The following is an 18,549-nucleotide window of genomic DNA, read 5'->3' on the forward strand; positions in this document are numbered from 1 at the left end:
CGATGCGGTTTCCACCCGTCCCTTGGTCGCGGCTTACGCCGCTCGTACAGGGGACCCAGCCGGCGACGCAGCAAGGTTGAAGCAATGCGGTCGCGACTTGCGTCGCCCCTATCCCAGCGAGGGTTCACGGCTCCGATCGGCGACGCTGGCGATGCGGTTTCCACCCGTCCCTTGGTCGCGGCTTACGCCGCTCCTACAGGGGACCCAGCCGGCGACGCAGCAAGGTTGAAACAATGCGGTCGCGGCTCGCGTCGCTCCTGCCCCAGCGAGGGTTCACGGCTTCGATCGGCGGCGCCGGCGATGCGGTTTCTACTCGTCCTCGGTCGCGGCTCGCGCGCTCCTACCCTGGAGCCAGCGCCTCCGATGCGGGGTCGCGGCGCCCCCACAGGCCGGAAACGCCCACCAACCGGGTTCCGCCAGGGGCAAAACCCGCCCACTCTTTAGTTTGAGAATGGTTCGCATTAACATGCCAACCCTGTCGCAGTTCTCAGGCCTATCCCGAATGCCCCGTCTCCCGCTACTCGCCAGCGCCGTGCTGGCGGCCCTCGCCGCGTCCGTCGCCCACGCCGATGAGGCCAAGGACATCGACCGGGTCACCGTGTCGGCCAGCACCAGCCGCATGCCGAACTCCGAGGCCGCGCTGGCCAATACGATCACCGTGATCGACCAGGAACAACTGCGCCAGCAGTTGGCCGTGACCCAGGACATCTCGCAGGTCCTCGCCAACCTGATCCCCTCGTTCGCGCCATCGCGGCAGAAGCTCACCAACGGCGGCGAAACCCTGCGCGGGCGCAAACCGCTGTACCTGGTCGACGGCGTGCCGCAGTCGACGCCGCTGCGCGAAGGGGGTCGCGACGGCCACACCATCGACCCGGCGATGATCGAACGCATCGAAGTCATCCACGGCGCCAATGCGCTGCAAGGCCTCGGCGCTTCGGGCGGCATCATCAACATCATCACCAAGCGCGCGCCGCGCCAGGACGGCGAAAGCTTCCACGAGCTCAGCCTCGGCGCCAGCACCGCGCTCCCGAGCCAGAGCGACGGCAGCGGCTACCGCGGCTCCTACCTGTTCGGCACCCGCCAGGGCGCGCTCGACTTCGTCGGCGGCGCGTCCTTCGCCAGCGAAGGCCTGTACTACGACGGCAACGGCGACGCGATCGCGGTCAACGACATCCAAGGCGACCTGATGGACGCGCGCAGCAACAACCTGTTCGCCAAGGCCGGCTGGGACATCGACGAGCAGCGCCGCCTGCAGCTCACCGCCAACCGCTACGAGCTCGAAGGCAACAACGACTACATCACCGTCAACGGCGACATCCGCACCGGGCGCCTGGCCACCTCGGCGCGCGGCAGCCGCGAGGGCCAGGGCGCGCGCAACCGCTCGACCTCGCTGGTGCTCGACTACACCGACAAGTCCATGGCCGGCGGTTATCTGCAGGCGCAGTTGTACTGGGTCGACTTCAAGGGCCTGTACGGCGCCACCGACTGGGAAGACTTCTGGCGCGACGGCCGCGACCTGCACTGGTGGGACCAGTCGCAGAACGTCTCGGAAAAGCTCGGCGGCAAGTTCAGCTGGTCGCGCGACAACCTGTTCGACCAGCGCCTGCGCGTCACCCTCGGCCTCGACTGGGGCCGCGACACGACCTATCAGGAGCTGGTGGTCAGCGGCCTGAAATGGGTGCCGGAAACCGAGTACGAATCCTGGTCGCCGTTCGTCCAGGCCGAATGGTGGGTCGCCGACAAGGTGATGCTGACGGGCGGCCTGCGCCACGAACGGGGCCGGCTAAAGGTCGACGACTTCAGCACCATCCCGGCCAACGCCGGCGGCAGCCGCTTCGTCGAGGGCGGCTCGCCCAAGACCAGCAAGACCCTGCCGAACTTCGGCGCGGTCTGGGAAGCGAGCGACTCTCTGAAATTCTATGCCTCGTACTCGGAGGGCTACACCGTCGCCGACATCGGCCGGGTGCTGCGCGGCATCACCGCGCCGAACCAGCGCGTCGACAACCTGGTCGACCTGTCGCCGGTGGTCTCCGACAACCGCGAGGTCGGCCTGGACTTCGACAACGGCCGCTGGGTCGCGCACGTGGCGGCGTACTGGTCGGACTCCGACCTCGGCTCGCGCCTGTCCTTCGACCGCAACACCCAGAGCTACAACGTGGTGCGCGAACGCACCGAGATCCGCGGCGTCGAAGCCAACCTGGCGTTCCAGTTCTCCGAGGCCGGCCGGGTCGGCCTGGGCTACGCCGGCGCGGAAGGCCGCTACGACAGCGACGGCGACGACCGCGTCGACAGCGACCTACCGGGCATCAACATCAGTCCCGACCGCATCATCGCGTTCTGGGATCACAGCTGGAACGAGACGATCTCCACTCGCCTGCAGGGCAGCCGCTCGCTGGACCGCGACTTCGACCTCAAGGGCGTGCGCGTCGCCAGCACCGACGGCTACACCACCCTCGACCTGCAGGCCCGCTTCAAGCTGCCGGTCGGCCAGCTCAACCTCGGCGTGGAGAACCTGCTCGACGAGCAGTACGTGACCTATTACTCGCAGAGCACGCCGCGCAACGACACCTACGTCGCCGGCCGCGGCCGGGTGTTGAGCGCGAGCTGGCAATATCGTTTCTGAGTCCGCTTCCGGTCCGCCCAGCATGTCGCATCGCCAGGCCCACACTTCGTTGCGTTCGCGCCTGCGCACGAGCCTGAAGTGGCTGCACCTGTGGCTCGGCCTCAGCGCCGGGCTGGTGTTCGCCGTGGCCGCCCTGTCGGGCACGGCGCTCGCGTTCCAGCGCGAGCTGCTAGTCCTCGCCTACCCGCAGCTCGCCGAACACGCCTTGCCGACCGCGGAGCAACGCGGACGCGCGCTCGAGCGCATCGTCGGTCATTGGCAGAGCCAGGGGATGAGTTCGCTCGACCTGCCCACGGCGAAATTGCCGGTATGGCAAGCGTATTTCCCCGATAACGAACGCCGTTACTTCGATCCGGCCAGCGGCGAACTGCTGTTGTTGCGCAATACCGACAACGACCTGCTGCTGTGGCTGCGCGACCTGCACATCCACCTGCTCGCCGGCAAAACCGGCGAACAGGTGCTCGGCGCGGTCGGGCTGGTCGCGGTGTTCCTGCTCGCCAGCGGCCTGTACCTATGGTGGCCGCGCTGGCGAGCGTTGGCGGCCAGCCTGAAATGGTATCGCGGGCCGCCGACCCGGCGCTGGCTCAGCTGGCATCGCGGCATCGGCCTGTGGCTGCTGCCGCTGACCTTGCTGGCGAGCTTGACCGGCGTATCGATGATCTACGACGGCGTGGTCCGCGATGGCCTGCAGGCGGCCTTCGGCGATGCCGAGCCGCCGAAGCCGCCCAAGCTCGCCGCGCGCGACGAGCCGATCGACTGGAACGCGACCCTGCGCACGGCCGAGGCCGCGGTCGCGGCGGGCGGCCCGCTCGCGGGCGCGAGCCTGAACCGCATCAGCCTACCCAAGGCCGGCAGCGGCCTGATCGCGATCCGCAGCCGCGCCGTCGACGAATGGCATCCGGTCGGGCGCAGCATGGTCTGGCTCGATCCCTACCAGGGCCGTCTGATCGGCACGCTCGACGCGACCCGGCAGGGCCTGGGCACCCGCAGCTACGACTCGATCTATCCATTGCACGGCGGCTTCGTCGGCGGCCGCCTGTGGCAAGCGCTGATTGCGCTGACCGGGCTGGCGCCGCCGTTCCTGCTCGTCACCGGCTTCCTGTTCTGGCGCCGGCGCCGCAATCGCTGAGCCCTTGCCGCTCGCTCGCGGGCTGAGGTCCACCGCCCGCCCGAACCGCACCGGGAGACCGGCCGCATCCACGCCTGCATCGCCCTGAAGGCCGGGGGCGCCGCGACCGCGGCCCGGGCTCGGGATCGCCGAGGCGACCGCGGTCGCGGCCGCGGCCGGATCGGCTTCACAACCGCGTTCTATCGACGTGTAACCGGATGTCACACGTCCGCCGCCGGCGGCTATAACCGAGGGAACGAAAATGGCAGGCAAGTTCGTAATCAGCAAGCGCAGCAACGGCGAGTTCCAGTTCGTGCTCAAGGCCGGCAACGGCGAACCGATCCTCAGCAGCGAGGGCTACAAGGCCAAGGACTCGTGCGCCAACGGCGTCGAATCGGTGCGCGCCAACAGCCAGAACGACGCCCGCTACGAGCGCAAGACCTCGTCCAACGACCGCCCCTATTTCGTCCTGAAGGCCGGCAACGGCGAGATCGTCGGCACCAGCGAGCTGTATTCGAGCACCGGCGCGCTCGAAAAAGGGATCGCCTCGGTCAGGCTGAACGCCCCGACCGCCGTCCTGGACGATCACGCCGTCTGAGCCGGGTCCGCCTCGGCCAGCCCGCCTCGCCGGCCGTCGCGGCCAGCCTAGCCAGGCCCGCGCGCAGGGTGGCTTACAATGCCGCCATGCGTATCGGCCCTTATTCCCTCATGCCGCGCGTGATCCTCGCGCCCATGGCCGGGGTCACCGACAAACCCTTCCGGGTGCTGAGCAAGCGCCTGGGAGCGGGCCTGTGCGTGTCGGAGATGACCACCAGCGATCCGCGCTTCTGGAGCACGGCCAAGTCGCGTCATCGCATGGACCACGACGGCGAACCCGACCCGATCAGCGTGCAGATCGCCGGCACCGTGCCGCAGATCATGGCCGACGCGGCGCGCTACAACGTCGACCACGGCGCCCAGATCGTCGACATCAACATGGGCTGCCCGGCCAAGAAGGTCTGCAACGCCTGGGCCGGTTCGGCGCTGATGCGCGACGAGGCCCTGGTCGGGCGCATCGTCGAGGCGGTGGTCAAGGCGGTCGAGGTGCCGGTCACCCTGAAAATCCGCACCGGCTGGGACCACGACCAGCGCAATGCACCGAACATCGCCCGCATCGCCGAGGACGCCGGCATCGCCGCGCTCGCCGTGCACGGCCGCACCCGCGACCAGCAATACACCGGCAGCGCCGAGTACGACACCATCGCCGCGATCAAGGCGGCGCTGTCGATCCCGGTGATCGCCAACGGCGACATCGACTCGCCCCAGAAGGCGGCCTACGTGCTGGCCCACACCGGCTGCGACGCGGTCATGGTCGGGCGCGCCGCGCAAGGCCGGCCGTGGATCTTCCGCGAGATCGCCCACTACCTGGAACGCGGCGAAACACTCGCGCCGCCGACCCTGGCCGAGGTGCGCGACATCCTGCTCGGCCATCTCGAACATCTGCACGCGTTCTACGGCGAAGTCTCGGGCGTGCGCATCGCCCGCAAGCACTTGGGCTGGTACGCCAAGGACCGGCCCGAGAACGCCGCCTTCCGCGCCGTGGTCAACCGCGCCGACACCGCCGAGCTGCAGTTGCGGCTGACCCGCGATTACTTCGATGCCCTGGTCGCGGGCGTGTCGCCGGAGCTGCCGGTCGCGGCCTGAGCCGTCGGCCTCGCAGTGCAGGCCGCCTCACATCTCGAAGCGAAGCCGGCGCATGACGCGGCCTGCGGCCGCGACTCAACGCATGCCGCCGTTGTGGCTCTGCGCCGGAATCGCCGCGGCGCGCGTCGACACCGGCGCGGGCGGTTCCACGTCGGCCACGATCTCCGGCTCCTGCCAGATCCGTGTCCACATCGCCGGCAATTTGCGCGCAGCGTCCCAGGGCCACTGCAACTGCTGCGGCGGAATCTCGCGCCAGGATTCGGCGGCGCGTTCGGCCACCGCGAAGCGGAAACTGTAGTCGGGCTCGGCGCCCATGCGCAGGTCGGTCACGATCAGGCGGCCGTCGCGCTGTTCGGCCTTCATGAAGCCGTGGTTGAACCAATTCAGGCGATGCACGGCCGGATAACCGCTGACTTGCCGGTAGGCCTCCATGTCCGAGTCGTAGGCGCGGAACCGCATCGGCCCGCGGTCGGCCACCAGCGAACGCTCGCCTTCGACGAAGCCGCCGGGCGTCATCGCCACTACCCGCCACAGCAGGGTATTGAACGGCATCGGCACCGAGAACCGCGGCGCGTCCTCCAGGCCGAGCTTGGCCAGCGCGGTTTCGGCGTCGCGTTCGACCCGCGCCTTGGCCCACAGCGAGCCGCCGAGGTAGAGCGTGCTCAAGGCCAGGCCGGCGACCAGCGCCGGCTGCGCGAGCCTGCGTTCGCGCGCGAACCAGGCCACCGCGCAGGCGAGCAACAGCCACACCGTATACAGCGGGTCGATGATGAACACGCTCGACCACATCACCGGCTTGACCGGTAGCGGCCACAGTAGTTGAGTGCCGTAGACGGTGAACGCATCGAGTATCGGATGGGTCAGCAAGGCCGCCTGCATCGCCCAGAACCAGCGCTTGGGCGACTGCGCGACGCGGCCGCCGCGCTCGCGGCACCAGGCCCAGATGGCCCAGGCGATGAAGGGCAACACCAACAGCGAATGGCTGAGGCTGCGGTGCCAGGTCATGCGCTCGACCGGGTCGGCGGTGAACAGGTTGACCGGGATGACGTCGAGGTCGGGCAAGGTGCCGAGCGCGGCGCCCGCAAGCAAAGCCGCGCGGCGATGCCCGGCAGGCGCGATGGCGGCGCTCAGCGCCGCGCCGAGCACGATTTGAGTCAGGGAATCCATGCGCGAATGCTAACCGCAGGCCCGGCGGCGGCGAGTTTGTTTTTCGTTGCGAGGCGCAGCCGGGTGCCCGGGCCTCGCCATGAATCTCGCCATGAACCTCCCCCCGGACCTTGCCTGGAAGCGTTTGCGGCGCTGCCCGATAATCGCCGCGTCCCCATCCGGAACCGCCCGCATGCCGAACCGCCCCCCGCCCCAGCCCATCGGCATCGTCGCCTGTTCGGCCGAGGGCGCGGCGCTGTGCTACCGGACGATCTGCGCCGAGGGCGCGCGCCTGCTCGGCCCGCATGCGCATCCCGACATCGTCCTGCACGGCCATTCCCTGGCCGACTACGTGACCTGCCTGGACCGCGGCGACCTCGACGGCGTCGGCGAGCTGATGCTGTCGTCGGCGCGCAAGCTGGCCGCGGCCGGCGCGCAGTTCCTGATCTGCCCCGACAACACCATTCACCAGGCCATGGCCTATGTCGAGCCGCGCTCGCCGCTGCCGTGGCTGCACATCGCGCAGGTCGTGGCGCAACGCGCGGCCGAACGCGGCTTCCGCCGGATCGGCATCACCGGCACGCGCTGGCTGGTCGAGAGCGAGGTCTACCCGGACAAGCTCGGCGCGCTCGGCCTGGACTGGCTGCGGCCGAACGCGGAGGAACGCGCGCAGATCGGCCGGATCATCATGGATGAGCTGGTCTACGGCGAGTTCAAGCCCGAGTCGGTGGCGTATTTCCAGCAGGTCATCGGCCGGCTGCGCGATGCCGGCTGCGATGCGGTGGTGCTCGGCTGCACCGAGATCCCCCTGATCATCGACGATGCGAACTCGCCGCTGCCGACTCTGGATTCGACCCGGCTGCTGGCGCAGGCGGCGTTGCAGCGGTCGCTGTCGGAGGCCTGAGGGCTTCGGAAGGGTTTCGGCCAAGGGCTTCGGATGGGAACACGGCGTTTGCCGCCCTCACCCCGGCCTCTTCCTTACGCGGGAGAGGAGCAAAGCGTAGTCGCGATGTCGGAGCGTACTCAGGCCGCGTGCGGCAACGCGCCCGGCAACTGCCGCGGTGCGCGCGCCGGCAACAGCGCCAGGGTCTCGCCGGTGTGGGCCAAAAGGCGCAGGGTGCCGTCGGGGTCTTCGGCCAGCGCGGTCAGGCTTTCGACCCAGTCGCCGTCGTTGGCATAGACGCAGCCGTCGCGTTCGAACAGGGCGGCGCGATGGATGTGGCCGCAGACGATGCCGTCGAGGCCGCGCCGGCCGGCATCGCCCAGGCCGGCCTGGACGAAACGCGAGATATAACGTTCGGCCGCGCCGCTCTGGCGTTTGAGGAAGTCCGCCAGCGACCAGTAGCGCAGGCCGAAACGGCGGCGCACCCGGTTGGTCAGGCGGTTGCCGGTGAGGATGCGCTCGTACAGCCAGTCGCCGAACCTCTCCTGCATGCCGCCGAACTGGGTCACGGTGTCGTAGTCGTCGCCGTGGGTCACCAGCAGGCGGCGGCCGTCTGCGGTCAGGTGGATCGCCCGCCGCCGCACCTGCATGCGCGGCAGCACCAGGCCGCAGAACCGCCGGATCGAGCGGTCGTGGTTGCCGGGCACGTAGATCAGTTCCGTGCCGGCACGCACCAGCGCATGCAGCGCCTCGACCACGCGGTACTGGGCCGAGCCCCAGGCCGCGCGGCGCTGCGCCATCCACCATAGGTCGACGATGTCGCCGACGAGGTACAGGCGATCGCAACGCAAACCCTGCAGGAAGTCGGCGAACTCCTCGGCATGGCAGTGCTTGGCGCCCAGGTGCACGTCGGAGACGAACACGGCTCTGCGGCGCACCGGCAACTGCACGATCGATGCAGGACTCATGACACGGCCTCGCTGGCGATGGGTTCGATGCCGGACCCGGCCGCGCGCGGCGCGGCGCCGAGGTAGCGTTCGCGCTTCTTCGGGCGCAGGCGCTGCAGGTCCACTTCGATCAGGCCGTCGACCGCGTCGCTGAACGCCGGGTCGACGCCGAAAGCGAGAAAACGCGCACCGCCGGGTTCGCAAAGGTCGGTGTATTGCTTGTAGAGCATCGGCAGGGTGGCGCCGAGCGCATCCAGATTGCCCTTGAGCACGCGGAACGCGGTCGCCGCATCGAGCGCGTCGAACTGCGGCGGCGCGGCCCGGTAGACGAAGGGTTGCTTCGACACCGCGGCCGATTGCTCGCTGCCGTAGTAGCGGGCGTAGTAGGCGACGATCTGCTCGCGCGCATCGGCCGGCAGGGCCGCGCTGATCGAGACCGGCCCGAACAGGTAGCGCACGCCCGGGTGCCGGGCCAGATAGGCGCCGATGCCCTGCCACAGGTAATCGATGCTGCGGCTGCCCCAATACTCGGGCACGACGAAGCTGCGGCCGAGCTCCATGCCCTGGGCCAGGCGCGGGATTGCGTCGTCGGCATAGCGGAACAAGGACGCGGTATACAGCCCGGCCAGGCCGCGCTCGGCCAGCACCCGGCTGCCGCGCGCGATCCGGTAGGCGCCGGCGATCTTCGCCTCGGCCGCGTCCCACAGCACGATGTGTTCGTACCAGCTGTCGAAGACGTCGACGTCGAGGCGCTGGCCGGTGCCCTCGCCGACCGCGCGGAAGGTCAGCTCGCGCAGGCGGCCGATCTCGCGCAACAGGGGTGCGCCGGCCGGCAGCACGCCGACCCGGATCTGCTTGCCGTCGACAGTGCGGCCCAGCGACTCCATCGCCTCGACCCCGGACCGCACCAGCGCCGGGTCGACCGCGTCGATCAAGGGCTCCGGCCCGACCGGCGCGGCGCGCTCGCGCGGCGTGCCGATCGCGTGCAGTTCGCTGCGCACTTCGCGCAGCAGGCGCTCGGCGTCGCCGTCGAGCGGCAGCTGCAGCGGCCGGCCGATGCGCAGCGCCACCCGGCGCGCGCGGCGGGCGAACATCTCGCGCGCCAGCAAGGCGGTGCCGGCCGGCTTGAACAAGGCCGAGGCGCCGTAGAACAGCGCCGAATTGCGGGCCTCGATCCGCACCGGCAGCACCGGCGCGGCGGTCCTGTGGGCGAAGCGCAGGAAGCCGCGCCGCCAGCGGCCGTCGGTGACCCCGCGCAGCCCGAGCCGGGCGACTTCGCCGGCCGGGAACACGATGACGCATTGTTCGGCCTGCAGCGCGGCCTCGATCGCGTGCAGGCTGTCGGGGCTCGGCCGGCCGCCCAGAATGCGCACCGGCAGGATCAGGCCTTCGAGGCCGTCGAGCGCCGACAGCAAATCGTTGGCGACGATGCGCACGTCGCGGCGCACGCGGCCGACCGCATCGAGCAGGGCCAGGGCGTCGACCGCCCCGGACGGATGATTGGCGACGATCAGCAGGCGCCCGGTGACCGGGATCCGCTGCAGTTCGGCGGCCTCGACCAGGTAGCGCGCCTGCAGGAAATCCAGCGCGGCGGTGACGAAGGCGAAGCCGCGCAGGTGGCCGTTCTCGGCCAGGAAGCCATCCACCCGGTCGAAACCCGACCAGCGGCCGATGGTGCGCAGCAAAGGACGGGCGATCCCGGCCCGGCGGCCCCGGAACCATTGCGGGAAGCGCTCTTGCAGTCGGCGTTCGAATTGCAGCATGGCGTCGCATCGGCGGCGGTATGCCGCGGAGCCTGAGCCGGGCCGGCGACAGCATCATGGCGGTTTCGGGTCAGTCCGGTGACACGCCCGGCGGCGCCCGGCAGGCCGGCTTTTCCCCGAAGATTCCGGACATAGGCCGCAGTTAAAGACCGCTTAACCCTCGGCAACCCCAAGACACGGCACAATGCGCGCTCGCGGCCGAGTCTGTATCATGTGCGGCCATCTTTCTATCCGAATACGAGGATATAGCCTCGATGTCCAGCTACCTGTTCACCTCCGAATCCGTCTCCGAAGGCCACCCGGACAAGATCGCCGACCAGATCTCCGACGCCGTCCTCGACGCCATCCTGGCCCAGGACAAGCGCGCGCGCGTGGCCTGCGAGACGATGGTGAAGACTGGCGCAGCCATCGTCGCCGGCGAAGTCACCACCAATGCGTGGGTCGACATCGAGGCGATCGCGCGCAAGGTCATCAACGACATCGGCTACGACAACTCCAACGTCGGCTTCGACGGCCACACCTGCGCGATCATCAACATGCTCGGCAAGCAGTCGCCCGACATCGCCGCCGGCGTCGACCGCAAGAAGCCGGAAGAACAGGGTGCGGGCGACCAGGGCCTGATGTTCGGCTACGCCTGCAACGAAGCGCCGGAATTCATGCCGGCGCCGATCTACTACTCGCACCGCCTGGTCGAGCAGCAGGCCAAGATCCGCAAGGCCAAGAACTCCAAGCTGCCCTGGCTGCGTCCGGACGCGAAGTCGCAGGTCACCCTGCGCTACGACAACGAGCACAAGGTGGTCGGCCTCGACGCCGTGGTCCTGTCGACCCAGCACGACCCGGGCATCAAGCAGAAGGACCTGGTCGAAGGCGTGTACGAGCACGTGCTCAAGCCGGTGCTGCCGAAGGCCTGGCTCGAGAAGCTGCCGAAGAACAAGATCCACATCAACCCGACCGGCATCTTCGTGATCGGCGGCCCGGTCGGCGACTGCGGCCTGACCGGCCGCAAGATCATCGTCGACAGCTACGGCGGCATGGCCCGCCACGGCGGCGGCGCGTTCTCGGGCAAGGATCCCTCGAAGGTCGACCGTTCGGCCGCCTACGCCGCGCGCTACGTCGCCAAGAACATCGTCGCCGCCGGTCTGGCCGACAAGTGCGAAGTGCAGGTCTCCTACGCCATCGGCGTGGCCGAGCCGACCTCGATCTCGGTCACCACCTTCGGCACCGGCAAGATCAGCGACGACAAGATCGAGAAGCTGATCCGCAAGCACTTCGACCTGCGCCCGTACGGCATCGTCAAGATGCTCGACCTGATCCACCCGGTCTACCAGCCCACCGCCGCCTACGGCCACTTCGGCCGCAAGCCGAAGGAAGTCGGCTACGTCGACGGCGCCGGCAAGAAGCAGACCGCGACCGCGTTCTCGTGGGAAAAGACCGACAAGGCCGACGACCTGCGCAAGGATGCCGGGCTGAAGAAATAAGCCGGCAGCGACATCGCCTCAAGAGAAAGGGCCGCGAAAGCGGCCCTTTTTCGTGGTCGCGCCGCTTGGCCGCGGCCTTACAAATGCTGGGGCGAGGTGCTGCCCAGGGTCTGCGATGGGTTCGTATTCGACGGCGTCGCCGACAGCGCGCGCGCGGCATGCAGGCTCGCCGCCTCGGCGCTCAGCTTCGACATCGACATATCGCATACGTCTTCCAGATTCACCGCGGCGAAGGTGCGCGATTCGATGGGCGCGCGGTTGGTCGCGCTCAGCATCGTGTCCTCCTTGCCCGGCGGGACGAAGGTCTTGATCTCGTCGATGTCGCCGTAGATGCCTCGCTTCATGCAGGCCACGGTCAGGGCCGCTGCCGCTTGTTGAGCGCTGAACAAATCGGCGACGTTCTCGCCTTCCTGCAGATCGAACGCCTTGCCGGGCACCTTACCCAGGATTTCCGCGTACAGGCCATGCATCGGGTGGTGCTTATCGGTCAGCGCCGCCGCTTCGGCCGGTTTGCTTGCCCCGACCGCCAAAACCGGCGTCGACACGCTGGGCGTTTCCCTCGACTGCGCCAGCGCCGCCGGGTAACAAGGCTTGCCGAGCGTCGCCAAGGTGGCCGCTTCGGTACTCGGGTCGGCCGACAGTCCGTAATCGCGCGAGGTCTTGTAGTCGTGGCTGTAGAACTCGGCGGTGTCGTGTTTCTTGAGAGTCGAGGTCACCCCATCGGCGTCGACCGAAATCCGGCAGCCGTTGTCCTGCCGGGTTTCGACGACCGCGCCTTTGCTTTCGAGCCAGGTCTTGAGCTTTGCCGGCAACCATCCGTCCTGGCCGCCGGCGTCTCCGCCCTGGGCGCATACCAGCACGGCCTTCTTCCCGCGCAGGTCGCCCAAGCCCGAATTTTCCAGGGCCGCTTCCAGCTTGGGATGGTAGTCGCCCCAGGCCTTCTCGCTGTCGCAACCCGAGTAGACGTGCGACAGCGCGACTTTGCCGTTGCCCGCCAGCCCCACCGCCACGCAACCGGACAAACCGTCGGTGACCAGATCCGTGGTGCCGGCATCGGCGACGATCCATTCGTTCAAACCGACTTTGACTCGATCGTTCATTGCATTCTCCGTCATGACGAGCAGACTTCGGGTTCGAGGGATCGCGGCGACGAATTCGCCGCGTCGAACTGATTACTCAACGCGAAACGGCGGCCGATACGGTCGGGGCGCGCCGTCGCAACGCCGCTTTAGATGCCCTTGGTCAGGCCGCTCTGCTGGGTTTGCGCCTGCCCCCCCTGCGTTTCGCTGTGCTGGCCGATCGGCGCATAGTGCTTGAAGGCGCGTTCGCTCGCGTTGGCGATGGTCTCCTCGTTGACGTCCAAGGCGTCCACGCACAGATCGTGCGGTGCGGACTCCTGCCGGCCGGCCGGGAGCACGAACACTTGATCGGCATCGTTGGTGCCCGAGGCGACTTGCCTGACCTCGCGGACGCCGGCATCGAGGCATCGCGCGGTCAATTCGGCGGCGATCTGCTGCTCCCAGATATCATTGCCTTTGAACATGCCGCCGTCCAAAGCCTTTACGCCGCCGAGAATCGAGGCATACAACGGATATCCCGGATGCGACGGCTCGCCCAAGGTCGGCGTCTTCGCGTCCGCCAGCGAAACCCGCGGGTCCCGCAACGCCGGCGTGGCCGCCCCCGCGTCCTTCGACAACGCGGACCGGGCCACCGGCAGGTCGGCCTCGCTCGTGGTCCGATACCCGTAGGTGTAGTCGTCGCTGCGGTCCAGACTCTTGCCGACGACGATCGGCCCGGACACCGAATCCGACACCCGGCAGCCGTCGTCCTGCCGTCGTTGCGACTGGATGCCATGCTGCGACAGCCAACTCCCGATACGCTCGCACAACGGTCCGCTGGTGTGATCGGAATACACCAGCACCGCGCGGATGTCCTTCGGCTCGCCCAACTGCGAGGCTTGCAAGGCATCGTCGAGTTTCTCGCGGTACCCCGGCCATAGCTCGCCGTCCTTGGCGACATCGTAGACATGCGTCAGGGCGATCCGGTCCTTGCCGGTCAATGCCACCGCAACGCAACCCAGCAGACCATCGGTGATCAGCTCGGTCTGCTTCGGGTCGGCCGCCAGCCATTCGTCCAGGCCTACTTTGACTCGCATGGTGTTCGCGCTCCTTCGTCAGGGGTTCGATGCGCCTGCCGTGCGGAGATCCGAGACCCGCCGGCGCAAGGCCGGACGCAGCCGGTGCCGGCGGCATGGGCCCTCGTTGTCCTGCTTAACGAAAAAGGGCCGCATGAGCGGCCCTTCGGGATCGGTGCGATGTCCGGCGGCGAGCCGGACGGGCTACTTCGCCGCCGCCGACTTGTCCTTGCCCTTCGCGGCGGGCGCCGCCGCGGGCTTGGCGTTCTTGACGTACTGGTCCAGCCAGTGGTTGGTCTCGGCCAGCATGTGCAGGATCGATTCGCGCGCGCGGTAGCCATGGCTCTCGTTAGGCAGCATCACCAGGCGCGCCTTGCCGCCCAGGCCCTTGATCGCGGCGAACAGGCGTTCGCTCTGCACCGGGAAGGTGCCGGAGTTGTTGTCCTGCTCGCCGTGGATCAACAGCAGCGGGTCCTTGATCTTGTCGGCGTAGTTGAACGGCGACATCGCCCGGTAGGTCGGTTCGGCCTGCCAGTAGTTGCGCTCTTCGGCCTGGAAGCCGAACGGCGTCAGGGTGCGGTTGTAGGCGCCGCTGCGGGCGATACCGGCCTTGAACAAGCGCGTGTGGGCGAGCAGGTTCGCGGTCATGAAGGCGCCGTAGGAATGGCCGCTGACCGCGATGCGCTCGCGGTCGGCGACGCCGCGGCGTACCACTTCGTCGACCGCCGCCTGCGCGCTCGCGGTGAGCTGCTCGATGTAGGTGTCGTTGGGCTCGCGCTCGCCTTCGCCGACGATCGGCATCGACGGGTTGTCGAGCACGGCATACCCCATCGCCAGGTACGGCAGCGGACCCCAGTAGCTGACCGCGTTGAAGCGATACGGCGAACCATTGACCTGGCTGGCCGCGGCGGCCGACTTGAATTCGGCGGGATAGGCGTACATCAGCAACGGTAGCGGGCCGTCGCGCTTGGCGTCGTAACCGGGCGGCAGGTACAGGTCGGCGGTCAGCTCGACCCCGTCGCCGCGCTTGTAGCGGATTTGTTCTTTCCTGATGTCTTTGAGCTGCGGCGTCGGATGCGGGAAGCGGGTCAGTGCGCGCGGCGCCGCATCGGCGGCGGACAGGTCGCGCAGGTACAGATTGCCCGGCTCGGTCGGCGACTCGCGCAGGGTCAACAGGCGCTGGCCGCGATCGTCGAGCAACGCCTGCGGCGCTTCGTAATGCGGCGCCTGCGAGTGGAACAGCCGGGTCCGCTTCTTGTCGGCCAGGTCGTAGCGGTCGAGGAAGGGCCGGTCGCCTTCGGGCGAAGCGCCGCGGCCGATGTAGAACAGACTCGCGCCGTCGGCGCTGGTCAGCAGGCGGCGCTGACCGTTTTCGTCGCGCATGCTGACCGGGTCGCCGGGATCGTTGTAGCGGTCTTCGCTCGAGCCTTCGAAGATCAGTTCGGGCGCGCGATCGCCGTGGTCCGGCGCGATCCGCCATTGCCGGGTCTGCCTCGTCTTCCACCAGAATTCGTCGACCAGGGCGAGATCGCCGCGGCTCCAATGCGCGCCGGCATAGCGCGCGCTCAGGCGCATCAGGGTCTGCGGCGGGCGCTCGAACGGCGCCGCCTGCATCATCACCGCGTCGCGGATCTCGGTCTTGCGCGCCGGGTCGCCGCCGTCCTGGGCTTCGGCCCAGATCAGCGTCGCCGGCGCATCGCCGCGCCAGGCGATCTCGCGCACGCCGGTCGGCACCGCATCGTTGCCGGTCGGCAGGCCGTCGACCAAGGGCAGGCGCGCGATCTCGTGCTCGAACTTGCCGTCCGGCGCCAACACCTCGATACGGTGCGCGAACATCGACACCGGCACCTGGTACGAAAACGGCCGCTCGACCCGGGTCGCCAGGACATGGCGGCCGTCGGGCGACGGCGTCGCTTCCAGGTACAGCTGCGGCGCGCCGGCGCGCACGACCGTCCCGGCCAGGTCGACGGTGGCGAGTTGCGAGCGCAGGTAGTACTCGAACACGCGCGCATCGCTCTCGTTGCGCAGCAAGTCCTGGTAGGTGCGGATCTGCCGCACCGTCGCGCTGATTTCGGTTTCCTGCACCGCCGGCCCGCTCGGGGTGGCGTCGGTCGGCGGCGCCTCGCCCTGCCCTTCGGGCTGCAACTGCACCAGCAGGCGGCGGCTGTCGGGCATCCAGGCATAGCCGCGGCCGGAGACGGTGTTGAGGCCGGAAACCAGCTTGTGCGCGCGGCGCCGGCTCACTTCGACCAGCCACAGCTCGTTGGCGCCGCTGGCGCTGTCGACCCGGTTGAAGGCGATCCAGCGCTGGTCCGGCGACCAGTCCAGGGTGGCCAGAGACAACGGCGCCGGCAAGCCTTCCACGTCCTGGCTCTTGCCGCTGGCGATATCGAGCAGGCTCAGGCCGGTGCCGAAGGTGAAGCGGCTTTGCGCGCGCGTGCGCGGATGAATGCGCAGGCCGGCGAGCTTGAGTTCCGGCTGCGCGACCACCTCGATGCCAGGCAACGACGGCGTCTGCACCAGGGCGACCGTATCGCGCTTCGGGCTGGTGAACATCTGCGGCGGTCGCGGCGCATCGACGATGGCCTGCAAGGCCTTCGGCGGCAGCTGGTAGCCGCTGGCCGGGGCGGTCTGCGCGCTCGCCGCCGAGACCGGCAGGAGCAACAGCAGAAGCAGCAGGCCCGGCCGGCGCAGGGCCCGGAACGGCGGCTTAGGGAAGGACAGGCCGTCGTGGCCGCTGCGTCGCGCGATTGAGTTCATGCTCGATCCGATCCGTAAGTGAAGAAGTCTTGAGCGCCGCGGCCCGGCCGGCGCTCGGCCGATGCGAACTCGCCTGGCCGGGCACCCCGCCCGAGCTTAGCCCGAGGCGGCGACCGCCGGCCTATGCCATTGGGGCTGCCCGGGCCGCCGGGCGGATGCATTCGGGCGACGTTCGGGACCGCAAACCGGCCCGCGCGGTTTCGCGATGAACGTCATATTCAGGCGCATCCGGCCCGGCGCCGTGCGGCGGTCATGGGCGCCGCGATATACTGCGCGCTCAGCCCGCCGAGGGGCGCTGCGACCGTCGTCCGCGGATCTTTCCGCAAAGCCCGCACCCGCTGCGGACTTCCAGAATGACGGCCAGGCTCGGCGAGGCGTAGTCCCAACGGCGCCCGGTTTGAGCGATCGCTTTGAAGCGATGACTCGCCGGACCCGGCATCCGCCGGCTCCCCAAAGAACTGGAGCGACACAGCATGAACGCAGTACCTAAGACCTTCTCGACCGAAGGCGACTACAAGGTCGCCGACATCTCGCTGGCCGATTGGGGCCGCAAGGAAATCGACATCGCCGAGCACGAAATGCCGGGCCTGATGTCGATCCGCAAGAAGTACGCCGCTGCGCAATCGCTCAAGGGCGTGCGCGTGACCGGCTCGCTGCACATGACCATCCAGACCGCGGTGCTGATCGAGACCCTGCGCGACCTCGGCGCCGACGTGCGCTGGGCGTCGTGCAACATCTTCTCGACCCAGGACCACGCCGCCGCCGCGATCGCCGCGAGCGGCACGCCGGTGTTCGCCTGGAAGGGCGAGTCGCTGGAAGAGTACTGGGACTGCACCCTCGAAGCGCTGACCTTCCCGGGCGACGGCGCGGTCAAGTTCCGCGGCCCGGAACTGGTCGTCGACGACGGCGGCGACGTCACCCTGCTGATCCACAAGGGCTATGAGCTCGAAAACGGCGACGGCTGGGTCAACACCCCGTCGGGCAACCACGAAGAACAGGTCATCAAGAACCTGCTCAAGCGCGTGCACGCCGAGCGCCCGGGCTTCTGGCACGAAGTGGTCAAGCATTGGAAGGGCGTGTCCGAAGAGACCACCACCGGCGTGCACCGCCTGTACCAGCTCGCCGAAGCCGGCTCGCTGCTGGTCCCGGCGATCAACGTCAACGACTCGGTCACCAAGTCCAAGTTCGACAACCTCTACGGCTGCCGCGAGTCGCTGGCCGACGGCCTCAAGCGCGCGATGGACGTGATGCTGGCCGGCAAGGTCGCCGTGGTCTGCGGGTACGGCGACGTCGGCAAGGGCTCGGCCCACTCGCTGCGCGCTTACGGCGCCCGCGTCGTGGTCACCGAGATCGACCCGATCAACGCCCTGCAGGCGGCGATGGAAGGCTTCGAAGTCAACACCGTCGAGAGCACCCTCGGCCGCGGCGACATCTACGTCACCACGACCGGCAACAAGGACGTGCTGACCCTGGCCCACATGCAGCAGATGAAGGACCAGGCGATCGTCTGCAACATCGGCCACTTCGACAACGAGATCCAGGTCGATGCGTTGGCCGCCTCGGGCGCCAAGCGCCTGAACATCAAGCCGCAGGTCGACAAGTACACCTTCGCCAACGGCAATTCGATCTTCCTGCTGGCCGAAGGCCGCCTGGTCAACCTCGGTTGCGCCACCGGCCACCCGAGCTTCGTCATGTCGAACTCCTTCGCCAACCAGACCCTGGCGCAGATCGACCTGTGGGCCAACAAGGACAACTACGAAGCCAAGGTCTACATCCTGCCGAAGAAGCTCGATGAAGAAGTCGCGCGCCTGCACCTGGAAAAGATCGGCGTGAAGCTGACCACCCTGACCGAAGACCAGGCCAAGTACCTGGGCGTCTCGGTCGACGGCCCGTACAAGCCGGACCACTACCGCTACTGATCGACTCGCCTGCGTGCGATGAGTAAAAAGGAAAAGGGCGCCCTCGGGCGCCCTTTTTTTGGCGACGCGCGTTACGCGCGACCCACGACATATGCCGCAAAGCCG

At 68.5% G+C, this 18,549-nt stretch carries 13 protein-coding genes and 1 riboswitch; of the genes, 7 read left to right on the plus strand and 6 right to left on the minus strand.

What is annotated here, in order from left to right:
* Positions 1-502 precede the first annotated feature (502 nt).
* The 4 genes from ACSAMQ_RS09350 (at position 503) to dusB (ending at position 5,414) form a co-directional block, all read left to right on the plus strand.
* Complete coding sequence (locus ACSAMQ_RS09350) at positions 503-2,623, plus strand: TonB-dependent receptor (protein ID WP_435395382.1); 2,121 nt, start codon at positions 503-505, stop codon at positions 2,621-2,623.
* 22 nt (positions 2,624-2,645) lie between these two features.
* On the plus strand, positions 2,646-3,752 hold the full coding sequence (locus ACSAMQ_RS09355; RefSeq protein WP_435395383.1) for a PepSY-associated TM helix domain-containing protein: 1,107 nt from the start codon (positions 2,646-2,648) through the stop codon (positions 3,750-3,752).
* Between the two features lie 241 nt (positions 3,753-3,993).
* Positions 3,994-4,329, plus strand: coding sequence for a YegP family protein (locus ACSAMQ_RS09360; RefSeq protein ID WP_435395384.1), 336 nt, complete (start codon positions 3,994-3,996; stop codon positions 4,327-4,329).
* Between the two features lie 86 nt (positions 4,330-4,415).
* On the plus strand, positions 4,416-5,414 hold the full coding sequence (dusB, locus tag ACSAMQ_RS09365) for a tRNA dihydrouridine synthase DusB (RefSeq protein ID WP_435395385.1): 999 nt from the start codon (positions 4,416-4,418) through the stop codon (positions 5,412-5,414).
* A 75-nt stretch (positions 5,415-5,489) separates the two neighbouring features.
* On the opposite strand, the gene ACSAMQ_RS09370 is transcribed toward dusB, so the two are convergent.
* A complete protein-coding gene (locus tag ACSAMQ_RS09370) occupies positions 5,490-6,581 on the minus strand; it encodes a metal-dependent hydrolase (protein ID WP_435395386.1) in 1,092 nt (363 codons plus the stop codon).
* A 172-nt stretch (positions 6,582-6,753) separates the two neighbouring features.
* Between ACSAMQ_RS09370 and ACSAMQ_RS09375 the strand changes: the two genes are divergently transcribed.
* Positions 6,754-7,464: an aspartate/glutamate racemase family protein gene (locus ACSAMQ_RS09375; protein ID WP_435395387.1), complete on the plus strand. Its 711-nt coding sequence runs from the start codon at positions 6,754-6,756 to the stop codon at positions 7,462-7,464.
* A 119-nt stretch (positions 7,465-7,583) separates the two neighbouring features.
* Here ACSAMQ_RS09375 and ACSAMQ_RS09380 read toward each other — a convergent pair whose 3' ends face one another.
* Positions 7,584-8,411, minus strand: coding sequence for a UDP-2,3-diacylglucosamine diphosphatase (locus tag ACSAMQ_RS09380; protein ID WP_435395388.1), 828 nt, complete (start codon positions 8,409-8,411; stop codon positions 7,584-7,586).
* The gene (locus tag ACSAMQ_RS09385; protein WP_435395389.1) at positions 8,408-10,153 is read right to left on the minus strand and encodes a lysophospholipid acyltransferase family protein; all 1,746 of its coding nucleotides are present in this window, start codon (positions 10,151-10,153) and stop codon (positions 8,408-8,410) included. The genes ACSAMQ_RS09380 and ACSAMQ_RS09385 overlap by 4 nt, the downstream gene beginning before the upstream one ends.
* A gap of 254 nt (positions 10,154-10,407) precedes the next feature.
* Here ACSAMQ_RS09385 and metK point away from each other — a divergent pair, with 254 nt between their 5' ends.
* Entirely contained in the window at positions 10,408-11,631 is a 1,224-nt protein-coding gene (gene metK / locus ACSAMQ_RS09390) for a methionine adenosyltransferase (RefSeq protein ID WP_435395390.1), read from the plus strand.
* A 77-nt stretch (positions 11,632-11,708) separates the two neighbouring features.
* Here the strand turns inward: metK and ACSAMQ_RS09395 are convergent, their stop codons facing one another.
* The 3 genes from ACSAMQ_RS09395 to ACSAMQ_RS09405 all read right to left on the minus strand — a co-directional run bounded on the left by ACSAMQ_RS09395 (position 11,709) and on the right by ACSAMQ_RS09405 (position 16,525).
* Positions 11,709-12,731, minus strand: a complete 1,023-nt coding sequence (locus ACSAMQ_RS09395) for a hypothetical protein (RefSeq protein WP_435395391.1) — start codon at positions 12,729-12,731, stop codon at positions 11,709-11,711.
* A gap of 128 nt (positions 12,732-12,859) precedes the next feature.
* Positions 12,860-13,786 carry an XVIPCD domain-containing protein gene (locus tag ACSAMQ_RS09400; protein ID WP_435395392.1) on the minus strand — a complete coding sequence of 309 codons (927 nt, stop codon included), beginning with the start codon at positions 13,784-13,786 and terminating at the stop codon, positions 12,860-12,862.
* A 183-nt stretch (positions 13,787-13,969) separates the two neighbouring features.
* Positions 13,970-16,525: a prolyl oligopeptidase family serine peptidase gene (locus ACSAMQ_RS09405; RefSeq protein ID WP_435395393.1), complete on the minus strand. Its 2,556-nt coding sequence runs from the start codon at positions 16,523-16,525 to the stop codon at positions 13,970-13,972.
* A 281-nt stretch (positions 16,526-16,806) separates the two neighbouring features.
* A riboswitch (S-adenosyl-L-homocysteine riboswitch) is annotated at positions 16,807-16,926 on the plus strand.
* A gap of 72 nt (positions 16,927-16,998) precedes the next feature.
* Between ACSAMQ_RS09405 and ahcY the strand changes: the two genes are divergently transcribed.
* Positions 16,999-18,444: an adenosylhomocysteinase gene (gene ahcY, locus ACSAMQ_RS09410; RefSeq protein ID WP_435395394.1), complete on the plus strand. Its 1,446-nt coding sequence runs from the start codon at positions 16,999-17,001 to the stop codon at positions 18,442-18,444.
* Positions 18,445-18,549 lie beyond the last annotated feature (105 nt).

Origin of the sequence: Lysobacter sp. 1R34A (assembly GCF_051217035.1) — a bacterium.
Lineage (GTDB): Bacteria > Pseudomonadota > Gammaproteobacteria > Xanthomonadales > Xanthomonadaceae > Lysobacter.

Coding starts and splice junctions, on each gene's coding strand:
- ACSAMQ_RS09350 (WP_435395382.1), top strand. CDS start 503: ATGCCCCGTCTCCCGCTACTCGCCAGCGCCGTGCTGGCGGCCCTCGCC.
- ACSAMQ_RS09355 (WP_435395383.1), top strand. CDS start 2,646: ATGTCGCATCGCCAGGCCCACACTTCGTTGCGTTCGCGCCTGCGCACG.
- ACSAMQ_RS09360 (WP_435395384.1), top strand. CDS start 3,994: ATGGCAGGCAAGTTCGTAATCAGCAAGCGCAGCAACGGCGAGTTCCAG.
- dusB (WP_435395385.1), top strand. CDS start 4,416: ATGCGTATCGGCCCTTATTCCCTCATGCCGCGCGTGATCCTCGCGCCC.
- ACSAMQ_RS09370 (WP_435395386.1), bottom strand. CDS start 6,581: ATGGATTCCCTGACTCAAATCGTGCTCGGCGCGGCGCTGAGCGCCGCC.
- ACSAMQ_RS09375 (WP_435395387.1), top strand. CDS start 6,754: ATGCCGAACCGCCCCCCGCCCCAGCCCATCGGCATCGTCGCCTGTTCG.
- ACSAMQ_RS09380 (WP_435395388.1), bottom strand. CDS start 8,411: ATGAGTCCTGCATCGATCGTGCAGTTGCCGGTGCGCCGCAGAGCCGTG.
- ACSAMQ_RS09385 (WP_435395389.1), bottom strand. CDS start 10,153: ATGCTGCAATTCGAACGCCGACTGCAAGAGCGCTTCCCGCAATGGTTC.
- metK (WP_435395390.1), top strand. CDS start 10,408: ATGTCCAGCTACCTGTTCACCTCCGAATCCGTCTCCGAAGGCCACCCG.
- ACSAMQ_RS09395 (WP_435395391.1), bottom strand. CDS start 12,731: ATGAACGATCGAGTCAAAGTCGGTTTGAACGAATGGATCGTCGCCGAT.
- ACSAMQ_RS09400 (WP_435395392.1), bottom strand. CDS start 13,786: ATGCGAGTCAAAGTAGGCCTGGACGAATGGCTGGCGGCCGACCCGAAG.
- ACSAMQ_RS09405 (WP_435395393.1), bottom strand. CDS start 16,525: ATGAACTCAATCGCGCGACGCAGCGGCCACGACGGCCTGTCCTTCCCT.
- ahcY (WP_435395394.1), top strand. CDS start 16,999: ATGAACGCAGTACCTAAGACCTTCTCGACCGAAGGCGACTACAAGGTC.